The organism is Pseudomonas sp. AP3_22 TE3818 (assembly GCF_053628995.1).
The window spans coordinates 2,934,177-2,956,697 of record NZ_JBRJHL010000001.1; the positions used below are offsets into that span (position 1 = coordinate 2,934,177).

Annotated in this window: 19 protein-coding genes; 9 read left to right on the forward strand and 10 right to left on the reverse strand. The window is 61.2% G+C overall.

Features of this window, described 5'->3' with window-relative positions; translation table 11 throughout:
- Positions 1-52: 52 nt before the first annotated feature.
- Entirely contained in the window at positions 53-2,179 is a 2,127-nt protein-coding gene (locus AB7M25_RS13255) for a TonB-dependent receptor family protein (RefSeq protein WP_454237425.1), read from the reverse strand.
- Between the two features lie 177 nt (positions 2,180-2,356).
- Positions 2,357-4,318, reverse strand: a complete 1,962-nt coding sequence (locus AB7M25_RS13260; RefSeq protein WP_454237426.1) for an FUSC family protein — start codon at positions 4,316-4,318, stop codon at positions 2,357-2,359.
- 158 nt (positions 4,319-4,476) lie between these two features.
- On the opposite strand from AB7M25_RS13260, the gene AB7M25_RS13265 reads away from it, so the two are divergent.
- Positions 4,477-5,391, forward strand: coding sequence for a LysR family transcriptional regulator (locus tag AB7M25_RS13265; RefSeq protein WP_454237427.1), 915 nt, complete (start codon positions 4,477-4,479; stop codon positions 5,389-5,391).
- Positions 5,392-5,418: 27 nt separating this feature from the next.
- Here the strand turns inward: AB7M25_RS13265 and AB7M25_RS13270 are convergent, their stop codons facing one another.
- The 3 genes from AB7M25_RS13270 to AB7M25_RS13280 are packed head-to-tail and all read right to left on the reverse strand — an operon-like array spanning position 5,419 to position 8,831.
- Positions 5,419-6,693, reverse strand: coding sequence for an MFS transporter (locus tag AB7M25_RS13270; protein WP_429392994.1), 1,275 nt, complete (start codon positions 6,691-6,693; stop codon positions 5,419-5,421).
- A 56-nt stretch (positions 6,694-6,749) separates the two neighbouring features.
- Positions 6,750-7,904 carry an acyl-CoA dehydrogenase family protein gene (locus AB7M25_RS13275; RefSeq protein WP_429392992.1) on the reverse strand — a complete coding sequence of 385 codons (1,155 nt, stop codon included), beginning with the start codon at positions 7,902-7,904 and terminating at the stop codon, positions 6,750-6,752.
- A gap of 60 nt (positions 7,905-7,964) precedes the next feature.
- Positions 7,965-8,831, reverse strand: coding sequence for an IclR family transcriptional regulator (locus tag AB7M25_RS13280; protein ID WP_429392990.1), 867 nt, complete (start codon positions 8,829-8,831; stop codon positions 7,965-7,967).
- Positions 8,832-9,068: 237 nt separating this feature from the next.
- Between AB7M25_RS13280 and AB7M25_RS13285 the strand changes: the two genes are divergently transcribed.
- From AB7M25_RS13285 to AB7M25_RS13300, 4 genes are read left to right on the forward strand one after another with little or no spacing between them, the layout of a single operon-like run.
- Complete coding sequence (locus tag AB7M25_RS13285) at positions 9,069-9,851, forward strand: enoyl-CoA hydratase (protein ID WP_454237428.1); 783 nt, start codon at positions 9,069-9,071, stop codon at positions 9,849-9,851.
- Between the two features lie 3 nt (positions 9,852-9,854).
- A complete protein-coding gene (locus AB7M25_RS13290; RefSeq protein WP_454237429.1) occupies positions 9,855-11,384 on the forward strand; it encodes a 3-hydroxyacyl-CoA dehydrogenase in 1,530 nt (509 codons plus the stop codon).
- A 25-nt stretch (positions 11,385-11,409) separates the two neighbouring features.
- Positions 11,410-12,612, forward strand: coding sequence for a 3-oxoadipyl-CoA thiolase (locus tag AB7M25_RS13295; RefSeq protein WP_454237430.1), 1,203 nt, complete (start codon positions 11,410-11,412; stop codon positions 12,610-12,612).
- 25 nt (positions 12,613-12,637) lie between these two features.
- Positions 12,638-13,882, forward strand: a complete 1,245-nt coding sequence (locus AB7M25_RS13300) for a CaiB/BaiF CoA transferase family protein (protein ID WP_429392980.1) — start codon at positions 12,638-12,640, stop codon at positions 13,880-13,882.
- Between the two features lie 74 nt (positions 13,883-13,956).
- On the opposite strand, the gene AB7M25_RS13305 is transcribed toward AB7M25_RS13300, so the two are convergent.
- Entirely contained in the window at positions 13,957-14,721 is a 765-nt protein-coding gene (locus AB7M25_RS13305; protein ID WP_429384442.1) for a sulfite exporter TauE/SafE family protein, read from the reverse strand.
- A 116-nt stretch (positions 14,722-14,837) separates the two neighbouring features.
- Here AB7M25_RS13305 and pdxR point away from each other — a divergent pair, with 116 nt between their 5' ends.
- Both pdxR and AB7M25_RS13315 read left to right on the forward strand, forming a co-directional pair.
- Complete coding sequence (pdxR, locus tag AB7M25_RS13310) at positions 14,838-16,322, forward strand: MocR-like pyridoxine biosynthesis transcription factor PdxR (RefSeq protein ID WP_454237431.1); 1,485 nt, start codon at positions 14,838-14,840, stop codon at positions 16,320-16,322.
- Between the two features lie 3 nt (positions 16,323-16,325).
- On the forward strand, positions 16,326-16,853 hold the full coding sequence (locus AB7M25_RS13315; RefSeq protein WP_429384437.1) for a GNAT family N-acetyltransferase: 528 nt from the start codon (positions 16,326-16,328) through the stop codon (positions 16,851-16,853).
- 205 nt (positions 16,854-17,058) lie between these two features.
- Here the strand turns inward: AB7M25_RS13315 and AB7M25_RS13320 are convergent, their stop codons facing one another.
- The 4 genes from AB7M25_RS13320 to AB7M25_RS13335 form a co-directional block, all read right to left on the reverse strand.
- Positions 17,059-17,190 (reverse strand): hypothetical protein, encoded by a 132-nt coding sequence (locus tag AB7M25_RS13320; RefSeq protein ID WP_454237432.1) that lies wholly within the window; start codon positions 17,188-17,190, stop codon positions 17,059-17,061.
- 163 nt (positions 17,191-17,353) lie between these two features.
- Entirely contained in the window at positions 17,354-19,093 is a 1,740-nt protein-coding gene (locus AB7M25_RS13325; RefSeq protein WP_454237433.1) for a dipeptidase, read from the reverse strand.
- Positions 19,094-19,253: 160 nt separating this feature from the next.
- A complete protein-coding gene (locus tag AB7M25_RS13330) occupies positions 19,254-19,553 on the reverse strand; it encodes a hypothetical protein (RefSeq protein ID WP_429389888.1) in 300 nt (99 codons plus the stop codon).
- A gap of 376 nt (positions 19,554-19,929) precedes the next feature.
- On the reverse strand, positions 19,930-20,847 hold the full coding sequence (locus AB7M25_RS13335) for a LysR family transcriptional regulator (protein ID WP_429389886.1): 918 nt from the start codon (positions 20,845-20,847) through the stop codon (positions 19,930-19,932).
- Positions 20,848-21,042: 195 nt separating this feature from the next.
- Here AB7M25_RS13335 and AB7M25_RS13340 point away from each other — a divergent pair, with 195 nt between their 5' ends.
- Positions 21,043-21,483, forward strand: coding sequence for a DoxX family protein (locus AB7M25_RS13340; RefSeq protein WP_454237434.1), 441 nt, complete (start codon positions 21,043-21,045; stop codon positions 21,481-21,483).
- A 75-nt stretch (positions 21,484-21,558) separates the two neighbouring features.
- Positions 21,559-22,482, forward strand: coding sequence for an NADP-dependent oxidoreductase (locus AB7M25_RS13345; protein WP_454237435.1), 924 nt, complete (start codon positions 21,559-21,561; stop codon positions 22,480-22,482).
- The last annotated feature ends 39 nt before the right edge of the window (positions 22,483-22,521 follow it).

A 22,521-nucleotide genomic window follows, 5' to 3' on the forward strand; every position in this document is an offset into this window, starting at 1 on the left:
TATCGCTATCGCTGGCAAGCCAGCTCCTACAAGGTCCGTGTAGAGGTACGCCTCAGAGCAGGCTCCACGACACCCCGACGTACATCGCCATGCCCTCGCCGGGGGTGGAGCGTGCCGCGTCCAGCCCTTTGTCGTCGTAGCCCGGCGTGACCGTGGCGGCATAGTGCTTGTCGGTCAGGTTGCGCAGGTCCAGCCAGGTCTGCCAGTCGCCCTTGGGGGCGTTGTAGCCCAGGGTCGCGCCAAATAGGGCGTAGGGATCGGCGTAGTAGCTGTTGGCGTAATCGACCGCCACCTTGGACACCCATTGCGTGTTGACCGCGGCGAAAAAGCCTTGTGGCCAGTCGTAGCGCAGTTCGCCCTGGTAATAGTGCATCGGCAGGCCGGGCAGGCGGTTGTCGCCGAAGCGGTCATCGTCGCGGTAGTGGAAGTCACTGAAGGTATAGCTCTGGCGCAGGCTCAACTGGCCGCCATCGCCCGGCGACCAGAGCGGGCTCAGCAGGCTGGCTTCGACGCCCTGGTGCACGGTGGGGCTGGCGTTGAGCTCGTACGGCGTGGTGGCGTTGGCGTCCGGCAACACCGAGAGCAATTCGTGGTGCACCTGGGCGTAGTACCAGGCCAGGCTCCACTGGCCCAGGGTACTGTCACCGCGACCACCGATTTCCAGGGTGGTGGCGGTCTGGTTTTGCAGCTTGACCGGATCGCGCTGGGCGCCTGTGGCGGGGCCGCTGCCGGCGGGAAAGCGAATGTTGGAGCTATAGATCAGCGACCAGGGGTGCGGCGCCTCGACCGAGCGACTGAGATTGCCGAACAGTTGCAGGTCAGGTGTCAGCTGGTAGCGCAAGCCCACACGCGGGGCATAGTCCCAGTCGTGCAGGCTGGTCTTGCCGCCTTCCTGCGGATAGGTGACGTCGCTTTCACGGCGGGTGTAAATGGCGGCCAGGCCGGTGGTCAGCCACAGGTCGTCGGCGATCTCCAGGTCGTTGCCGACATGCAGGACCGTGTCCGAGCCCTGGTAGGTGAAGTTGCGCATCAGCGTGCCCGGTGCGTAACCGGCGGTGTTGCCGGTGGGGATGCGCACGAACTCGCTTGCGCCTGAGTTGGGCAGGTGTTTGGTCATCCGCAGGCCCAGGGTGCTCTGGCTTTGCAGGCCCCAGAGGGTGTCGCGGCGCTTGTAGTCGAACGTGCCGCTGACGTCCGTGTACGCCACCTTCAGGCGGTTGGGCCCCTCACGCAAGTCCATGGGGTAGTCGTGGTAGACAAGGCCGCTCTGGATGCTCGAATCGTCATCGAGGTACCAGGTGGTCTTGTTGCCGATAAAGGTACTGCCCGGCTCGTCGCGGCGGTCGTCCCGCGCTACGTAGGCGGGGTTGGCCGCCCGTGGATCGTGCTCGATGGAGTGCTTGGTCACGCGTCCCGCGAGGTCGTTGTCGGTCTGGCGGTGGCGCAGGTAGAAGCGCGTTTCCAGGTTCGGGTTGAAGCGATAACCGAAGTTGGCGATGACGCCCTGGCTCTCGCTGGCCGTGTGGTCCTGGTAGCCGTCGGCGTTTGCGTCGGTCAGGGCCATGTAGTAATCGAAGTCACCCAGCACTTGTCCGGAGCTGACCTGACGCTGCTGATAACCGTGACTGCCCGTTGCGTAGCGTACCTGTAACTTAGGCGCGTTGTAGCCGGTATGGCTGACATAATCGATGGCCCCACCCAAGGCCAGGGCACCGCGGTCGAAACCGTTGGCGCCGCGCAGTACCTCCACATGGTCGAGCCATAGCGGTTCCAACAGTTCATAGGGCGTGCCGCCAGGGCCGGTCAGCGGCAGACCGTCGAGCATGGTGTACAGCCCCGAGGCATGGGCACCCGGCGCACGGTTGATGCCCGATCCGCGGATCGAGATCTTCACCCCCTCATTGCCCGCCGACTGGGCATAGATCCCGGGCTGATAAGCCAGCACATCCTGGTTACTCGCCACGCGGCCCTGCAGCGGACGGCGCATGTCGACCACATTGGTACCGCCGGGTACCTGGGCCAGCCGGGCCCTGGCGTCCTCGATCCCCTGGTCTTCGTCACTCTGGTCCTCGGCCCCGATCAGCACTTGCCCCAGTTCAAGGCCCTGAGCCTCGGTCATGGCCGGACAAACAAGGGCCAGGCCCAGCAGCGCGGCGGGCAAGGAATTAGGCGAGGGCATTGGGGAAACTCCAGACGTACGGGGAACGGGCAATGAACAGTGCGACGCAAGAATGAACGAAGGGAGCACATGGCAATCTGGTTTTTTGCCCACCGGATATTTCCAGTGGGGAACCAGGTGAACCGGCGACGATGTTGATGGCGTTCCTGCGCGAGGAGCGATCCCGACAGGGTTGAATCATCCAGCACCGAGAAAAGCGCCGTGCTCGGATGCCGCCTCGGCGATGGCCAGGGATAGAATCGCTGCGCTCAGCAGGTCCTGGCGTTTGCTTTCGCTGGCACCACGAGATTGCCAGGTGAAGTGCCGTGCACTGGAGCGGGCTGCGCGAGCCAAACGTAGCGGATCAATGTCGGTGAGTCGGCGCAGGAGGACTGCCACGGGCCGGCGTGCCGGGTGAAAGCCTTCGGCCAACTGATGCAGCGCGATCACGGCGTCGCCAATCGTCCAGGCACCCAGGAGTCCGCGCAGCTCACGTCCAGCCTGGGTGTCGAAGTGGCGGCCGACGGCCGTCAGTTGATGACCCAGACGGTCTGCGGTGCGGGTCAGCCATTCGCCGCCAGTCCATCTGCCCGGATGATGGCCAATGCGCCGCAGATCCCTGCGGACAGCGCGATGCAGGCGGTATCGCGCTGCACGGGGGCTGGCGGGAAAGACCAGGGCGAAAATCAACGTACCGCACGCCATGCCCAGCAGCAGAATCAGCACGCCATTGAAGAAGTTGGCCGCGTCGATCATCTGCGAGTTGTTTTGCGGAGAAATCAGGTTCCAGAAAAAAATCGCGAAACTGGCCCCCGGTGCGGCGGTGCGTGGATGACGCATCGCCAGGCCGGCGGCACACATGAATCCTCCAGTGATGAGCGCCAGCATGGCAAAGTCCGATACAGCCGGCAGCAGCACGAAATTGCACAGAGCCGCCGCGATGGCCGCGCAAGCCGCACCCAACATGAACCCGATGCCGCCCGCCACGGGGTTCGCCCGGGTGGCAAACAGTGCGCACACCACACCCACGATGGTCACGAAGCCAGGGCCCGACGACCAGCCAGTCACCATGCAGAACGACGCTGCCGCGAGCACGGCAAGGAAGGTTCGTACACCATTGTGTACAGCGGCGACCGGGTCGATGTGAAAAGCCAGTGGCAACGCCGGCGCCTGCTCATGATCGAGCGAGTCCAGTTGCACCAATGCCTGGTGCAGCGATTCAAGCAGCACTCGCAGTTGATCGAGCAGGATGAGCCGGGGAGAGGGCAAGGCTCCAACGGTGAGCGCTTCTTGCGAGCAAGCGGTTTTTACACGTTCGTTCAGTGAAGCGACTGCCAGGTGCCTGGCTGATGGATTGGTGGCAACAGCTTCCAGCAACGCCTGTGTTTCACTCATCAGTTCGAGTGCGCCAGCCGGTGGTGTTTTTGACTGCCGGGCCGCCACCAATAGCGCAAGCGTCGCTGTGGCGCAGGCTTGAAAGTGACCCAGTCTGCATTTCATGACTGTCGAGCCCGCCGCCGCGTATTCCAACGCTGTATGCAGATTAACCGCCTTGGCCATGAGCGGGTGCAGTGCAACGTCGTTGGCGTCGCCCTTGAGTGTCGCCGCGCAGATCGCCGCTGCTTGTCGGACGTAACCGTCTAGCTGTCGACGGGCATCGTTGAGTGGATTGCCAGGAGCGAAGATCGCGGCCAACACGGCTTCGACGATGATGCCCAGGAAAATGTAAGTGATCCTCGCAATGGCAATATCGAAGACATGTTCGGGCGCAGCCACGGCATCCATGACGATGATCACTGCGGTGTAGCCAGCCAGTACCGCCCCGTAGGCACGAAAATTACGTAATGCCGTGGCAATTCCGGTGCAGAGACCGAGCCACAGGGCCAAGGTCAACATGATTAATGCGGGTGTCTGGGAGAACAAGGCGATGAGCGCGACGGCCACGACCGCACCCAGGGTGGTTCCGGCCATCCGGTACTTGCTTTTCGACAGGCTCATGCCACGGCTTTCCTGCGCCACGATCCACACCGTCATCGCCGCCCATTTGGGCGCGTCGAGCCCGATCAGGAAGGCAATGTAGAGCGCGATCAGCGAGGCCGCCGTGGTACGCACGGCGAACCCTGCACCCGACCAGGTCGTCCCGGGCGGTGGCGTGAACAACCGCGTCCAGGCGGGAGCGTGTCTGATAAGCAAGCTTGCAAGTCGAGTCTTCATCCCGGAAGGATAAAACCCGGCATGCCACGGGATAATTGTGCTTTTTCGGGATAGATTATTTCCCTGATCGGTATAATCGGCTGGCTATGAGAGGCGGCAGTGCGATGGATTTCGAAAGCATCCGTATTTTCCTGAGAGTGGTTGAACGCGGCAGTTTTACCGCCGCCGCGGCACAACTGGGCATGCCCGTCACGAGTGCCAGCCGCAAGGTCAAGGCGCTGGAGCATGAGCTTGGGGTGCAATTGCTGTATCGCACGACGCGGCGCATCTCGGTCACCGAAGCGGGCCGTGGTTACTATGAGCGTTGCGTACGCGCCGAAGAGATTCTTGACGACGCCAACCGCACGACTCAAGCGTTGCGCACTGAGCCGGAAGGCACGCTTCGTGTCCTGATGCCTTATGCCGTCGGGTTGATCGTGCTGGAACCTGCACTGGTCGAATTTCGTCGGCGCTATCCGAAAGTACAGCTCGTTTTGACCTACGACGACCAACCCCTGGACCTGATCGAGCATGGATTCGACACAGCGCTACGGACAGGTCCCCTTGTCGATTCGCAATACGCGAGCAGGTCACTGGGCTGGTCGCGTGCCAGGCTCGTGGCCAGCCCCGCCTATCTGGATCGTGTCGGCCGGCCTGCGAGCCCGCAGGACCTGGTCAACCACGACATCCTGGTGGTGGGAGGCGATGGCCCGTCCTCCACCTTGCGCCTGAAAAACGACGTGGGTGAGGTTGCCGAGCTCACCGTAAAGCCCGTGCTCATCTCCAACGAATCGGTCACCATCATCCGGCAGGCCGTCAACGGTGGCGGTATCGCGCTCATCTCCACCCAATTCACCGCGCACCGGGTGTCTGCGGGTGAACTGGAGATCGTGCTACCGCGCTGGAATCGAGCCGACGATGCGCAGCTGTATGCGCTGTTTCCCCAGCATGCGACCCTGGATCGCAAGGTGCGTGCGTTCGTGGATTTCGCCATCGAAGTGTTTTCGACCTGGCAGATAGATCCCGAGGGAGCCGCGTAACGTCGAATCGACCTGCGCGTGGGCGCGCTATTGCTTTTGCGGATCGAACTGCTTGTCCCGGATAAACAGCGCCGGAATCACACCACAAATGAAGTAGGCCGCGCCCATGACCATGAAACCCAGGCCGATCGAACCATTCGAGGCGAGATAGCCGATCGAGGCGGGGGCGACAGCCGCGCCCAGGCGACCAATGTTGTAGGCACCGCCAACGGCAGACCCACGCAATTTGACCATGAAGCTTTCGGTCATGTAGGTCGCGTTAACGCCGTAGGGAATGCCGTACAGGAAGCCGAACACCACCAGCATCCAGAGGATGTTTTCCTGGCTCTGGAACAGCACGATCGCTGGCAGGAACACGGCGGTCCCCAGGGCGCCGAAGGCGAATACGACCCGACGACCGATACGGTCCGCCGCCAGGCCGGCGAGCACCTTGCCGAGGATCATCGCCGTATAGGTACCGACCATGTAACCGGTCATGGAACTGAATTTCATGCCCAGTTCGCTTTCGAGGTAGGTCGGCATCCAGTTGCTCACGCCGTAGTAGCCAAATTGCAGGAAACCGGCCGTCAACGCCCAGAGGATGAACATGCGGCGAGCCTGCGGGTCACTGAAAATCTGCTTGAACATGCCCTCCGGCTTTTCGGTTGACAGCTTGCCCACACCAGCGACTTTCTGCCGGGCACGGGCAACCTGTGCATCGATCCAGGCTTGCGGTTCGGGGACGAAGCGCTGCATGGCCAGGGCGAGGATCACCGGGATGATGGCGATGTAGAACAACCAGCGCCAACCGTGGATCGGCAGTATCCAGCCCGCCAGCAGCGTGGCGACGATGTAGCCCACCGACCAGCCGGCTTGAAGGGTGCCGAGCGCCGTCGTGCGATAGCGGGTCGGCACGTATTCGGACATCAGCGTGTTGCACGCAACATACAGTGCGCCAATGCCCAGAGATGCGACGAATCGAATGATCGCGAACTGCCAATAGCTGTGTGTCAGCCCCAGCACTGCCGAGCCGACGGAAAACAGCGTGATACTCCACACAACGGTTTTCACCCGGCCGAAACGGTCACAGGCCCAGCCACCGTATATGCCACCGATGGCCATGCCCGCGAGGGTGAAACTGCCGAGGCTGCCGGCCTCTACGTTGCTCAAGCCGAATTCGGCCTTGAGACTGCCCAGGCTGTAGGAGAGCAGCATCAGATCGGCGCCATCGATCAACAATCCAAGGAAGCAGAAAACGAAGACCAGTACCCAGGTACTGGTTTTTGCATGCGTGGTCTCACCCACCTGAGCAGCAGTGTCCATAGCGTTACCTTTTTGTATTTATGAGGGGAACGATTTGTATGGGATGGATCGCGAACTCAGTTTCGAGCTTCGCGGATCATGTTCCGGGCAATGACGATCTGTTGGATCTGGGTCGTGCCCTCATAAATGCGGAACAAGCGAACGTCCCGGTAGAAGCGTTCGATGGCGTACTCACTGACATAGCCGGCGCCGCCATGAATCTGTACGCAGCGGTCGGCGACACGGCCGCACATTTCGGTGGAAAACATCTTGGCGCAGGATGCTTCGGTGCTGACGTTGCGGCCTTCGTCGCGCTTGCGTGCGGCATCGAGCACCATGCAGCGGCTGGCATAGATCTCCGCCTTGCTGTCGGCGAGCATGGCCTGGATGAGCTGGAAGTCGGCGATGGGCTGGCCGAACTGTTTGCGCTCCAGGGCATAGTGCAAGGCATCGTCGAGCATCCGCTCGGCGGCGCCGACGCTCAGTGCCGCGATATGCAGGCGACCCTTGTCGAGCACTTTCATCGCGGTCTTGAAGCCAACGCCTTCGACGCCACCGATCAACTGGCTGGCAGGGACGCGTACGTTGTCGAAAATGACGTCGCAAGTGTGCGCGCCTTTGTGGCCCATTTTATGGTCGGTTTTACCCAGGGAAACGCCCGGCGTGCCGCGCTCAACGATAAACGCGCTGATGCCGCCGGCGCCCTTGATCCCGGGGTTGGTGCGCGCCATCACTGTGTAGATGCTGGCGTGCGGTCCATTGGTGATGAAGCGCTTGGTGCCATTGAGGATGTAGCTGTCACCGTCGCGCACGGCGGTGGTTTTCAGCGAGGCGGCGTCCGAGCCGGCGTCAGGTTCGGTCAGGCAGAAGGAACTGAGCAGTTCGCCACTGGCGAGCTTTGGCAAGTAATGCTGTTTCTGCTCATCGGTGCCGTCCAGCAGGATACCGATGGAGCCGATGCCGTTGTTGGTGCCGATGTAGGAGCGAAAGGCCGGAGAGGTGCGGCCCAGTTCGAAGGCGATGTTCACCTCTTCCTCCATGGTGACGCCCAGGCCACCGAAGTCCTCCGGAATGGTCAGGCCGAACAGGCCCAGGTCACGCATCTGCCCGATGATGTCCCGGGGGATCGCATCAGTTTCAGCCACCTCGTTTTCACGGGGGATCAGTACCTCATTGACGAACTGGTGAAGTGAATCCAGCAAAATCTGCAGCGTTTCGGTGTCACGGATCATGTGCGCTCCTGCAGGCTCGCAAGCGAGCCGTTTGTTGTAGGGCGCCGTTACTCCGTTACCTCACCGGGCAGCGGCGCCAATGTTGTTGACCATGTCGATCAGACGCGGCCCTGTATCGTCCATGAGTTGCTCCCGGGGCAGCTGGAAGCTCGGTCCTCCGCAGTTGAAGGTCAGCAACCCGAACTGCGGATGCAGCAACGGCACCGCAACGGAATTGACGTCGCGATGCCACTCTCCGATCGACAGGCAGAAGCCGTAGTCGGAGTAATCCCTGAATGCCTTGTCCAGCCCCTTGCGGATGGCTGGCCATTGCTCGGCTTCGCGCTGGCGGATGTGATCGAGCAGGAACTCCCGCTCGGTTTCCGGCATCGCGGCAAGGCACGCGCGGCCCATCGAACTTTGTGCCAGGGGCAGGTAGCTGCCGATCTGCCGACGCATGGTCGTATTGCCTTTGCCCTGGACCACATCCAGGTAAACCATCTGCAGCCGATCGCGCGCGGCCATCGCAACGGCGGCCTGGGCGTGATTGGCCAGTTCCTCCATCAGCGGATGAGCCAGTGAGCGAATCGAAAGATTCGACAGCATGGCGTAGCCAAAACCGAGCACACCGACGTCCAGTTGGTACTTGCCCGAATGCACTTCGCGCTTGAGACAACCCAGGCGCATCAGCGTATTGGTCAGGCGTGTCACGGTTGGTTTGGGCAGCCCGGTCATTCGCGCCAGGTCCTGATTGCCCAGAACGTTCTGACGCGGCGTGAAGCACCTCATCAGTTCGAGCCCGCGTGCCAATGCCGTCACGAACTGGCCACCGATTTCGTCCTCGCCCGGCGCGCTGGCGGGGTCGAGCATGCCTTTCTTCAGCAAGTCGATTTCATCGGTTCCCTTGATCTTCTCCACGGCGGGTTGGTCGTCTTTGTTGCGACTCATGGTAGAACCTCAAATTTGTGAAATGCAAGTAAATAAAATTCAGTTTCGTCTAGCGAAATTGTAGTGGTCGCATCAAAAAAAGCCAATGTGTTTTTATTGAAGTATTCAACTAGTTGATAACAAAGGAAAAAAACATATATTTCAAAAATTTAATTTACAGAAATTTTGAAGCGTACCTATGATAAATCACAAATACGGTACTGAGTTTCGCATAGCGAAACAAAACAAGAGGTAGATATGGATTCCCGAGAATCTGTAGTGGGTCTGCAAGTTGGCGACGATGGCGTCGCTGTCGTGAGCATTCACCGGCCCGAGGCCAAAAATGCGCTTAATGGAGCAGTGCGTGAGCAACTGGCAACGATTTTCCGGGCCCTGGCCACTGATGATCGGGTCCGTGCGATCGTGCTTGCCGGCGGTGACAAGTACTTTGTCGCCGGCGCCGACATCCGCGAATTCGCCGAGGCCAGCCCCATCGAGATGTACCGTCGCCACACGGAGTACCTGTGGGAGGCCATCAGTCGTTGCCCCAAACCGGTGATTGCCGCGGTGAACGGTTTTGCGCTGGGCGGCGGCTGCGAACTGGCCATGCATTGCGACATCATCGTCGCCGGGCAATCGGCGCGTTTCGCCCAGCCGGAAGTCAAGCTCGGCCTGATGCCGGGTGCCGGTGGCACCCAGCGGCTGATTCGCGCCGTTGGCAAGTTCCAGGCTATGCGCATTGCGCTGACCGGTTGTCTGGTGACGGCAACCGAGGCGCTGGCCATGGGCATGATCAGCGAGATGGTCAGTGATGACCAAACCCTTCCACGCGCCCTCGCGCTGGCGGCTGAGATCGCTGCCTTGCCGCCACTGGCGGTGGCGCAGATCAAGGAGGTGATGCTGGCCGGTGCCGATCTGCCTCTGGACAGTGCCCTGGCCCTTGAGCGTAAGGCGTTCCAGTTGCTGTTCGACTCCAGGGACCAGAAGGAGGGCGCGCGTGCCTTCCTGGAAAAACGCCAGGCCACTTTCTCGGGAGAATGACGGATGACACGCGAGATCAATCACCTGGCAATTGTCGGTGCTGGCGTCATGGGTACCGGTATTGCGCAGATCGCGGCGCAGGCCGGTATTGAAGTCCTGCTGTTCGATAACCGTGAAGGTGCCGCCCAGGCCGCCCGTGAGAACCTCAAGCAGACCCTGGACAAATTGGTTGGCAAGGGCAAGCTGCAAGCCGGCGAGGCCCGGACAACCCTCGATCGGGTTCGGGTCGCCACGGTACTGACCGGACTCAGGCACGTCGATCTGGCCATCGAAGCCATCATCGAGCGCCTGGACGCCAAGCAAGCGCTGCTTGCCGAACTTGAAGCGGTCGTGGCTGACGACTGCGTGCTGGCCACCAATACCTCGTCACTGTCGGTGACCAGCATCGCGCGAAACTGCCGGATTCCCGGGCGGGTCGCCGGTTTCCACTTCTTCAATCCGGTGCCATTGATGAAAGTGGTGGAGGTCATCGATGGCCTTGCCACTGACCGGCAGGTGGGGGATCGCCTGCAAGCACTGGCGGCTCGCATGGGGCACCGCGGTATTCGCGCCAAGGACACGCCCGGGTTCATCATCAATCATGCCGGGCGCGCCTACAGTACCGAAGCCTTGCAGATTCTCAAGGAAGGCGTGGCCGAGCCCGCTGAAATCGACCGCATCCTGCGTGAAGGCCTGGGGTTTCGCATGGGGCCGCTGGAGCTGTTCGACCTGACCGCCCTGGATGTTTCCCATCCGGTGATCGAGTCGATCTACAGCCAGTTTTACCAGGAACCGCGTTATCGCCCGGCCGCGCTGACCCGGCAGATGCTCGAGGCAGGTCATGTCGGTCGCAAGGTCGGACGGGGGTTTTATCGCTACGCCGACGGGCACATGGTTGATGTGCCCAAAGCGCAGCCAGTCCCTGTAGTGGAAGCGCTGCCGCCGGTGTGGCTCGGTACCGAGAACCAGGCCGACCATGCGCGCCTGGCGACCTTGCTGGAGCGGTTGGGGGCGCAGGTGGAGCAGGGCGCCACGCCCTCCAGTGAAGCCCTCTGCCTGCTGGCGCCCTACGGCCTGGACGCCACCAGTGCCGCCGAGCGCTTTGCCACCGACCCGACGCGTACGGTCTGCCTCGACCCTTTGCTCGACAGTGCTCGCTACCGCACGTTGATGCTGACACCGGCAACACATCCGGACATGCGCGATGCGGCGCATGCATTGCTGGCACGCGATGGTGTGGGTGTCAGCGTGATCAATGACAGCGTTGGTTTTGTCGCTCAACGCGTACTGGCGATGGTCGTCAATCTGGCCGGTGACATCGTCCAGCAGCGTATTGCCAGCGTGGACGATCTCGACGAAGGCGTGCGACGCGGCCTCGGTTACCCGCAAGGCCCTCTGGAATGGGGCGACAGTGTCGGCGCCAGGCACTTGCTGACCATTCTCGAGCGCATGAGTGAATTGACGGGCGATCCGCGTTACCGCCCAGGCCCATGGCTACGCCGACGCGCAACACTGGGTCTGTCGCTGCGTCACAACGAACCGGCACTTGGCTGATCTTTTCAATATTCAGGACATTTCAATGCTCGACGCTTACATCTTTGCGGGGCTGCGTACCCCATTCGGTCGCCACGGCGGCGCGCTGGCCCCGGTACGGCCGGACGATCTTGCCGCCCACGTGATCCGTGAACTGCTGGCCCGCCATGCCATCCCGGGCGATGCCATCGAGGACGTGATTCTCGGCAACACCAACCAGGCGGGTGAAGACAGCCGCAACATCGCCCGTCACGCCGCACTGCTCGCGGGCTTGCCGGTGACGGTGCCGGGGCAGACAGTCAATCGACTGTGCGCCAGTGGCCTGGCCGCTGTGATCGACACGGCACGCGCCGTGACCTGCAAGGAAGGCGAGTTGTTCATTGCCGGCGGTGTGGAAAGCATGTCCCGCGCACCCTTTGTCATGGCCAAGGCGCAAACCGCCTACAGTCGCGACCTGACGGTGTTCGACAGCACCGTCGGCGCCCGCTTCCCCAACCCGAAGATCACTGCCGAATATGGCAACGACAGCATGCCGCAGACTGGCGACAACGTGGCCCGGGAGTTCGGTATCGACCGCGCCCAGGCGGACCAGTTCGCCGCACGCTCGCAGGCACGATATGAAGCCGCACGCGCGTCGGGTTTCTTCGATGACGAATTGCTCCCGGTCAGTGTGCCAACGGGGCGCAAGACACCGCCCAGGTTGGTCGAGTGTGACGAGCATCCACGTCCGCAAACGGATCTGGCTGCCCTGGAACGCCTGCAACCGCTGGACGTCGGTGGGGTGGTGACCGCGGGCAATGCGTCGGGTGTGAACGATGGCGCCGCGGCGTTGCTGATCGGTTCCGCCGTTGCCGGTGAACGCTACGGACTGGTGCCGATGGCGCGCATCCTGTCTGCCGCCGCTGCAGGTGTGGCACCTCGTATCATGGGCGTCGGTCCGGTCGAGGCGATCAACAAGGCCGTGTCGCGTGCCGGTTTGAAACTGGCGGACATGGACATCATCGAAATCAACGAAGCCTTTGCCAGCCAGGTTCTGGCCTGTCTGAAGGGCCTGGGCGTCGAATTCGACGATCCGCGGGTGAACCCCAATGGCGGCGCCATTGCTGTCGGCCATCCACTGGGGGCTTCGGGCGCCAGGCTGGCGCTGAGTACCGCCCGCGCATTGCAGCACAGCGGCAAACGCTATGCCGTGATCAGTCTGTGTATAGGTGTCGGCCAAGGGCTGGCAATGGTTATCGAGCGCGTCTGAAGACGCGAAGCAAAGGTGAGATGAAATGGGTGCTTTGACAGGATACCGCGTGCTCGACTTGAGCCGCGTGCTCGCTGGTCCATGGTGTGGCCAGACGCTTGCCGACCTGGGAGCGGAAGTCATCAAGATCGAACGGCCGGGCGTGGGTGATGATACCCGTGGCTGGGGACCGCCCTGGATGAAAGGGCAAAATGACCAGACCACCCACGAGGCCTCCTACTACCAGTCGACCAATCGCGGCAAATTGTCGGTGGCGCTGGACCTGGCCAGTGCCGAAGGCCAGGAGATCGTGCGCGCCCTTGCTGCCAGCAGTGACGTGCTGATTGAAAACTACAAGGCCGGTTCGTTGGCGAAATACGGGCTGGATTACGCCACCTTGTCCGAGATCAATCCGCGACTGGTGTATTGCTCGGTGACGGGGTTCGGGCAAACCGGCCCTCGGGCTGCAGAGCCGGGCTATGACTTCATCATTCAGGGTATCGGCGGGCTGATGAGCATCACCGGTGAGCGCGATGATTTACCCGGTGGTGGTCCACAGAAAGTCGGCGTGGCGTTTTCCGACCTGATGACGGGGCTCTATTCGACGGTTGCCATTCAGGCTGCTCTGCTCAGTCGCGAGAAGACCGGCCTGGGTCAGCACGTCGACATGGCGCTGCTGGACGTGCAGGTCGCCACATTGTGCAACCAGAGCCAGAACTACCTGGCTTCCGGTAAACCCCCGGGACGCTACGGCAACGCTCACGCCAACATCGTGCCGTACCAGGTGTTCCGGGCCAGTGATGGTGATTTCATTATTGCCTGCGGCAACGACTCGCAGTTTGTCACCCTGTGCGAGGCCATCGGCCTGCCGGACCTGCCCAAAGACCCGCGCTTTGCGCGCAACGCGGACCGGGTCACCCACCGTGAGGTCATCGTCGGCATCCTGGCGCAGCATTTTCGCGGCGATAGCGCCGATGAATGGGTTGCACGTATTCATCCCAAGGGTGTTCCGGTGGGCGCGATCAACAGCATCGCCCAGGCGCTCGATGAGCCCCAGGTAAAGGCGCGCAACATGCTGGTGAACATCCCGCATCCGCTCAAGCCAGACTTCGTCACGGTGGGCAGCCCGATCAAATTGTCGGGTACGCCGGTGGAATATCCGCGTCCAGCGCCCATGCTCGGTGAACACACCGATGAAGTCCTCAAGCGTCAGTTGGGGATCGACGACGCGCGCCTTGCCGAACTGAAGCGTCGCGGTGTCATCGAGCAATTGGGTGGCCTCAGGCAGTAGCGGCCGATCAAGATGGGCGGCCATTGCCGGTCGGATACTGTCCGCAACCTCGAGTTGACGATGGCGGGACCGTTTCAGGCGATATAGCCGCCGATGCCATCCCAAAGCAGCTTCACGGCGGTGACCACCAGCAAGCCGTAACAGGCGCGGTACATCTGGCGTTGATCCAGTCTGGCGTGCAGCCGCCAGCCAAGCCAGACACCGCTGGGAACGGCGAGCAGGCAAATGAGCATCAGGCTCAGCACGTTTCCAGTGGGCTTGGCCAGCAGCAGCCAGGGCACCGCCTTGAGGAGATTGCCCACCGTGAAGAACAGGCTGGTGGTGCCGGCATAGAGCTGCTTGCTCAGACCCAGCGGCAACAGGTACATCGCCAAGGGTGGTCCACCTGAATGCGCGACCATGGTCGTGATGCCCGAGGTGACACCCGCGGCCACCGCCTTGGGCGATGAGCGCGGGCGTACGCTGACTTCTCCACCGGCCTTGAACCAGAGGCCGACAAAAATCAGTGTGATCGCTGCCATCACAATGGCGACCGCACGGTGGTCCATCACGCGAAAGAGTAAATAGCCGACGCCAATGCCGACGACCAGGCCGGGTACCAGCAAACGAAGGTCTGGTTTTGACCAGGTGGATGGCTTCCAGTAGCGCAGGCCGAACAGGTCCATGGCGATGAACAGCGGCGCGAGCAGTCCGCCGGCGGTGATCGGGTCCATCACCAGCGACAGCAGCGGGATGCCGACAATGGCAAAGCCGCCACCGAACGCGCCTTTCATGAAGCAGATCAGAAAGACGCCGGCGAAGGTGACAAGGAGTGTGGTGGCGGTCAGTTCCAGTTCCAAGAGGCGGTCTCCTTGCAGTTGTCGGTTGAAAATGGGGATTTCATTCCGGGTGGCCGGGTATCCATAATGTCGACCACGACCTGCATCACAGAAAGTGCCAGTTTTGAGGTTTTTCCATGGGCCAGTTTTCAGATGGGCCAGATGCATCCTTGCGCGGTGCGCAACGCCGCATCTATGCCAGGCTGCGGGCGCAGATCGAAGAGGGCACGCTCGCAGCGGGCACGAAGCTGATGTCGACCAGGGCACTGGCGGCCGAGCTCGGCGTGTCGCGAACCACGGTGACGGCGGCGTATGAGCAACTGGCAGCCGAGGGCTTTGTCGCGACAACGGCGGGTAAAGCTGCCACGGTCGCGAGCCTGATCAGTCCCTCGTCCGGGCACACCAGGGGGAACGCGGTGCGGCACAAAGCGCTGCCACCTGCGCTTTCCCTGTACGGGCAGCGTGTTGCCGACCTGAAGCCCTACAGCATGGCATCGCCGGGTGCGCGCATCGATTTCCGCTACGGTTCGGTCGCCTCGAGGGACTTTCCGGCCCTGGGCTGGCAGCGCGCCTATCGTGCCGAACTGGTCAAGCGCCAGCCGAGCCTTGCGTACGGGCAGCCCGAAGGTGAGACGCGTTTGCGCAGCGCCCTGCAAGGCTACCTGCAACGAGCACGAGGCCTGACGTGCGATGCGGAGCAAATCCTCGTCGTGCATGGCTCGCAGCAGGGACTTGACCTGTGTGCCCGGCTTCTATTGAACCCCGGCGATGGGTTCGTCTTCGAGGAACCGGGTTACCGCATGGCCAGATATTGCTTTGAGGCCGTGGGCGCCATGGCGCTGCCCCTGTCTGTCGACACCTTTGGGCTCAATACCGGCGCCCTGCCGGAAGATGATCGCGTGCGCCTGGCCTATGTGACGCCGTCGCACCAGTTTCCCATGGGGGCGGTGCTGCCGGTCGCGCGTCGCCTGGAACTGCTGGGATGGGCGAGTCGACAGCGCGCGTGGATCATTGAGGACGATTACGGCGGCGAGTTTCGTTACGGTCAGCGACCTATCGACGCGCTGCAATCGATGGACACGCAAGCTCGCGTCATCTATGTCGGCACCTTCTCCAAGGCACTTTCACCGCAGCTCAGGTTGGGCTATCTGGTGCTGCCACGGGAGCTGGTGCATGTTTTCCGTGAAGCCAAACGGCTGACCGATCGTCACTCACCGCGCTGGGAGCAAAACGTGCTCGCCTCGTTGATCGAGAGTGGCACCTATGAGCGCCACGTACGCCGCCTGCGCCGGGAGAATGAGCAGCGGCGAAGGGCTTTGCTGGAGGCCGTCGAGCAACATCTGGTGGGGCACGGGCAACTGGTCGGCATGGCGGCGGGCCTGCATGGCGTACTGCTGTTATCGGCATTGCGCGCTCAGGATGAACCCAGGCTACAGGCGCTGGCGCTCGAACGCGGGGTGGGCGTTTATCCGCTCTCGCCGCTGTTTGCCGAACCCTCGTGCGCAGAGCATGAGCGACCCGCAGGACTCATTTTGGGCTATGCCGGCCTGACACCGCAGCAGGTTCATGACGGGATTCGCATTCTTGCTGCCGTGATTCGGGACGTCGAGGAGAAAAGCTGACTCATGCCTGCACACATTCGCCTGGCTGTACCCGATGATGCACCGTTGCTGCCCCCTGTTGAGCGTTGCGCCGCTCAGGCGTTCCGCTCGATCGATGAGCTGGGTTGGCTGGCGGACGCCGCTCCCATGACAGTCGATCGACACAGGCAGTTGATCGCGTTATCGACTTGCTGGGTGGCTGTCGATGCGCAAGCTCGGCCCATGGGTTTCCTGAGTGCAGAACGCCACGGCAGCGATCTTCATATCCATGAGCTGTCGGTCAAACAGTCCGTGCAGGGGCAGGGCTGGGGACGAAGACTGGTTGAAACGGCGATGGAATATGCACGCTTGAATCAGCTGGCTTGTGTCACGCTGACGACCTTCACACAGGTGCCGTGGAACGCGCCTTTTTACCGGCGGCTGGGGTTTGAAGTCGCCGCTGGGGCAACTCTGGACAAGCGCCTTGCAGACATCCTGGCACAAGAGCACGGCTGCGGTTTTGAACCCGGTAGCCGCTGCGCCATGTCGTGGCGGGTACCCCGGGTCCCGTAGCCGGCATCAAACCGGACCCACCGGCAGGGCGGGTCCGAAGGGGGATCTTCTTCACGCATTCCCGGAAGTCTGTAGGAGCCAGCTTGCTGGCGATGGACTCAAGTGCGTCGCGTTTATCCGGTTAACACGCGTCATCGTTAACGACCATCGCTGGCAAGCCAGCTCCTACAGGGGACCGCGTTTATCCGGTTAACACGCGTCATCGTTAACGACCATCGCTGGCAAGCCAGCTCCTACAGTAGACCGCGTCTGTAGGAGCCAGCCTGCTGGCGATGGATTCAAATGCGCCGCGTTTATCCAGTTTACCCGCGCCATCGTTAACGACCCTCGCTGGCAAGCCAGCTCCCACAGTAGACCGCGTCTGTAGGAGCCAGCTTGCTGGCGATGGATTCAAATGCGCCGCGTTTATCCGGTTAACACGCGTTATCGTTAACGACCATCGCTGGCAGGCCAGCTCCTACAGGGGACCGCGTCCGAGTCCAAACCTGTGAAAGAACCGATCAAAGTGTCGGCAATTGCCCGATGCGGCCCATCATCTCGGTCACGATCTGCAAGTCCAGCAGGAACTGCTCGGTCGTCTTGAACTCGTTGTCGTTGTGACCGGTGTATTTGACGTCCGGCATGGCCAGGCCGAATTGCACGCCGTTAGGCAATTCATGCACGGACGTGGCGCCGGCGGAGGTGCCGAACTTGTGTTCCATGCCGAGGTTTTCGCTGGCCACCGCGAGCAGGGCCTTGACCCATTCACCCTCGGGGTTGCGGTACATCGGTTCGGCAATCGACAGGTCGAAGGTCGGTGCGATCCCGGTCTTCTTGCTCCAGGCGTCCAGCTTTGCGGCGATTTCGGACTTGAGCACCTCTGGCGTCTTGCCCTTCGGCACGCGCAGGTTGACGGCGAGTTTGAAGGCTTTGTCATCCATCCTGACATACGTCAGGGAAGTCGTCAGCGGGCCCATGAACTCGTCGGCAAAACCGACCCCCAGCTTGCCGCCCAGGTAGTCCAGCCCCCAGTTGTCGGCGGCGTAGCGGGCGGCGTCGGTGATCTGGTTGTGCTTGAGCGCGACCTTGCCGTCGAGGCTGTTGATGAAGTCGAGCATCCGGGCCACCGGGTTGACGCCGGACTCGGGCTCGGAAGAGTGGGCGGAAACGCCGGTGACCGTCAGTTTGACGTCCTTGCCGTCGACCTTGGCAGCCACTTCGAAGTTGCCGCCGTTGCGCTTGGCGTACTCAGTGCCGGCCTTTTGCAGGCTGGCAGCCAGTTCGGCGGGCTTGTCGGTCACCAGGGTCGCGACCGATGTCGACGGAATCTGGTTGGTGGCCAGGCCGCCGGTCATCGAAATGATTTCTGCGCCTTTGCCCTCGCCAGCACGCTTGGCGAAGCTGGCCATGACGGTGCCGTAGCCTTTCTCGGCGATCACCACCGGGTAGCCGCCATCCAGCGCCAGGTTGTAGTTGGGTGTCGGGTTGCGCTCGAAGTAGTAGGGGATGGCATCACCGGTGGTTTCTTCGGTGGTGTCGACCAGCAGCTTGAAGTTGCGCGCCAGCGGCAGTTGCTCCTCCTTGATGATCTTCATGGCGTAGAGCGCCACCACGATGCCGTTCTTGTCATCTTCGGTGCCGCGGCCATACATGCGATCGCCGACCAGGGTGACCTTGAACGGATCGAGGCGGGTGCCGTCCTGCAGCACCCAGTTCTCCGGCGTCACCGGCACCACATCGGCGTGGGCGTGAATGCCCACGACTTCATCGCCCTTGCCTTCGAGGGAGATCTCGTAGACGCGGTTGTCGATGTTGCGAAAGCTCAGGTTGAAGGCCTGGGCGAGGCCCTTGATCTTCTCGGCAATCTTGAGGAATTCGGGGTTGTCGTGCTGGTCAACGCCGTCCACGCGCACGGTCGGAATGGCCACCAGTTCCTTCAAGGTTTCGGTGGCCGCGCTGCCGTATTTGACCCGGGCGTAAAGACCGAGCAAACGATGGATTTCGTTCTGCTGCTCAGCGGACAGCGCCTTGTTGTCGAGGAAGGCACTGATGGCCGGGCCGAGGTCGTCGGTTTTGGCGACATCACTCTTGGCCAGGGTTTGCAGGAACTGGCGGAAATCCTTGACCGAAGCATCATTGAACGTCTTGAGGATGGTCGCGCTCTGTTGCGGTGTGATGTTGGCGTGGGCGGCGCTGGTGAACGACGAAAGGCTGGCGAGCATCAGGGTGGTCGCAGCCAGGTGCTTGAGTGAAAAATCCATTGCTGGGGGCATTCCTTTGCAGGCGGGTTGTAAGAAATATCTGATCGTTTGATCAGAAACATTTCAAAACTAACACCATGCGCGTGTGAAATGGGAGCCCTTGAAGTGGGATCTGTCGCACAGAAATGCAAAAGCGACGCAGAAACGAAAAAACGCACTATCAGTGTTTACATTCCGCCAACACCACCTGGCAGGTATTCGGCGTGCCGCCCGATCGGCCGGCATAGCGGATGCAGTTACTCAGGGATTTCTGGCGAGCCATGTTCAGCGTGTCGCCCCAGGCGAGGCCACCTTCGCCGACAGTGGGGAGGGCTTTTGCATAGCAGGCTGAGCCGGTGTTTGAGGCTGAATAGCGAGCCGTGTTGGTTTTGCCTGAGCATCCGGCTGTCAGCGCCAGATTGGCGGCGAGCAGGGAAAGCAGGAGCCATGACGAGCCTTGGCGTGCTGTATGTCCCGTCATTCCGGTTCCCCTGTATCAAGAGGCGATCAAGGTCGTGTCTATTCAGATTAGGCCTGTTTCAGGACATCCTCCACCTTCGGCTGGACCTGTCTCAATCAATAGAATTATGTGGTTTTGGTATTGCTGCTATCCGATTGGGTCTATTCATTAATTAATGCCTGGGCGGTGTAGGAGCTGCCGAAGGCTGCGATCTTTTGATCTTGATCTTCAGCAATCTCCAGATCGCAAAAGCACGATCAAAAGATCGCAGCCTTTTGCAGCTCCTACAGATCCCTCGGGATTCCGTGAAGAACCAAAAAAATGCCCCGGGGGATCTCTGCTCGAAAAAAAACCATTTTTCGATCCCCTGGTTCCAGAAAGTCGACAAGTACCGCCCTCAACCCGATACCTCCTGCGCCGAGCCTTGTTGTACGAAGCGGTCAATCAACCATCGCGCGGCCGGCCCCGGTGGCACATCCGTGCGGTAGATGACGTCGAAGGCATATTGGCCGCTTTTGTATTCCGGAATGTTCAGTTGCACGAGTCGGCCGCTGTCCAGATCTTCCTGGACCATCGGGGCCGGCATGTTGCCCCAGCCGATGCCTTCACGCAGCAGCATGTGCTTGGCGCCCAGGTCCGCCAGGCGCCAGGTGCGGTTGCTGAGCACGGCGAAATCCTTGTCTTTGGTCAGCACCGAACGGTCGGACAGCACCAGTTGCGTGAACTCTCGCCCGGCGCCCGGAACATTCGAGTCGCTCGATGCCAGTGGATGATTCGGGGCGGCCACCGGAATCAGCTCGACACTGCCGACGCCCATTCTTTCGATACCGTCGATGCCTTCATTCATGGGCCCACTGACGCCGATGATCGCGCCACGGTTGATCACCAGCTCAGTGACGGCGCCGAGGGCTTCCATATGCAAGTGCAGGGCAACGGTCGGGAATTCTTCGCGAAAGGATTTGAGTGCATCCACCACGCGCTCGGGGGGAAGCATCACATCGAGTACCACGTGAACCTCGGCTTCGAGCCCCTGGAGCAGGCCCTTCACTTTGGCGCGCAATCCATGAATACCGTTGGCGATGGTCCTGGCTTCGGCCAGCACGGTGCGGCCGGCATCGGTGAGCTGGGGTTTGCGGGTGGTCTGACGGTCAAACAGCGACACGCCGAGCTGCATTTCCAGGTTGGCGATCGAGTAACTGATGACCGAGGTGGCCCGGTGCAGTTTTCTGGCCGCCGCGGCAAAACTGCCGACTTCCACGACCGTCAGGAACACGCGCAGTTGATCCAGTGTCGGTGTTCCGGGGTCAGAGATCATGCCTGTTTCCTCAAGCCAGACGCCGCTCGGCACATTGCACGATTGAACGCCTTGACCGGTCATGTGGGTTTGCTTTTCTAATTTATCGAATCTAATAATCTAAATTAGTCAGCTATTCAGGTTAGCTGACCAGGCGCAACATTTCCTCACCAGGGCGGTTCATGTCGAATCGCACCCCATTGAAGGAAATGCCTCATGACGACTTCCGCAAACTTCGCTCATTCCGCCACCGCTGAACAGAGCCGTTCCGACGTCACCCAAGCCTCGGCCTCGTTGATCGGCCGCGTACTGCTCAGCGCAATCTTCATCCTCTCCGGTTTTTCGAAACTGGCCGCTCCGGCCATGATGGTCGGCTACATCAGCTCTGTGGGTCTTCCGCTTCCGCAATTGGCGCTGGCGGTGGCGATCATCGTTGAGATCGGTGGTGGCCTGGCACTGATCGCCGGTTACCGCACCCGCACCGTTGCCGCTGTACTGGCTGTATTCAGCGTGTTTACCGCACTGGCCTTCCATAACGCCCTGGGCGATCAAAACCAGTTCATCCACTTCTTCAAGAACATCGCAATGGCCGGTGGCCTGCTGCAGGTCGTGGCCTTTGGTGCCGGTCGTTTCAGCCTCGACGCTCGCCGTCGTTGATACCCCCGCGCTGCGAAGGCCAGCCCCTCGCAGCGCAATGTTCTTCTCCCTTCTTTTTCGATAGTCGAGACCTCCATGAAAGCCATACGCGTGTACGAATACGGCAGCCCTGAAGTTTTACGTCTGGAAGACATTGCCGACCCGGTGGCCGGTGTCGGTGAAGTGCTGATCGATGTCGCCGGAGCCGGGGTTAACCCGATTGACTGGAAGATCCTCTCCGGTGCCATGAAAGCGTTCATCCCTTTGCCGCTGCCCTTTACCCCGGGGGTTGAAGTGGCCGGTACCGTGATCGCGCTGGGGCAGGGCGTCACTGAATTCAGCCTCGGCGATGAAGTGTTCGGCTTCATCAACATCGTCGGGGGGTATGCGACCAAAGCCGTCGCCCAGGTTGCAAAACTGGCGCTGAAACCCACATCACTCAGTGCCTTGCAGGCCAGCGCAGTCCCCGCAACGGCCCTGACGGCCTGGCAAGCCCTGACCGAACACGCGGGTGTGCAACGTCGGCAAAAAGTGTTGATCCACGCCGCGGCCGGTGGCGTGGGCAGCATGGCCGTGCAGATTGCCAAGTACCTGGGCGCCGAAGTCTACGCAACGGCCTCCGCGCATAATCACGCTTACCTTAAAGACCTCGGCGCTGATTACACCATCGACTACAGGACCCACGCATTCGAAAAACTGGTGTCCGGTGTCGATGTGGTACTGGACCTGGTAGGCGGCGACACACAGACCCGTTCTTTTGCGGTGCTGAAAAAACACGGCGTGCTGGTATCGCCCGTGAGCCTGCCGAACATGTCGCTGGCCAACGACTACGGTGTGACCCCCGCCAACTTTGCGACTCGCTCGGATGGCCGGCAGCTTTCGCTGATTGCCGAACTGTTCGACAAGGGACACCTCTCGGTCGACGTCGAGGCATTCCCGTTGAGTGACGCAAAAGTGGCGATCGAGAAAAGCATGAGCCGGCATTTACAGGGCAGGCTTGTCCTCGACACCACGAAGTAAGGTGTTCCCCGACAGGATCAGGCAAGTTGTCAGAAGGAT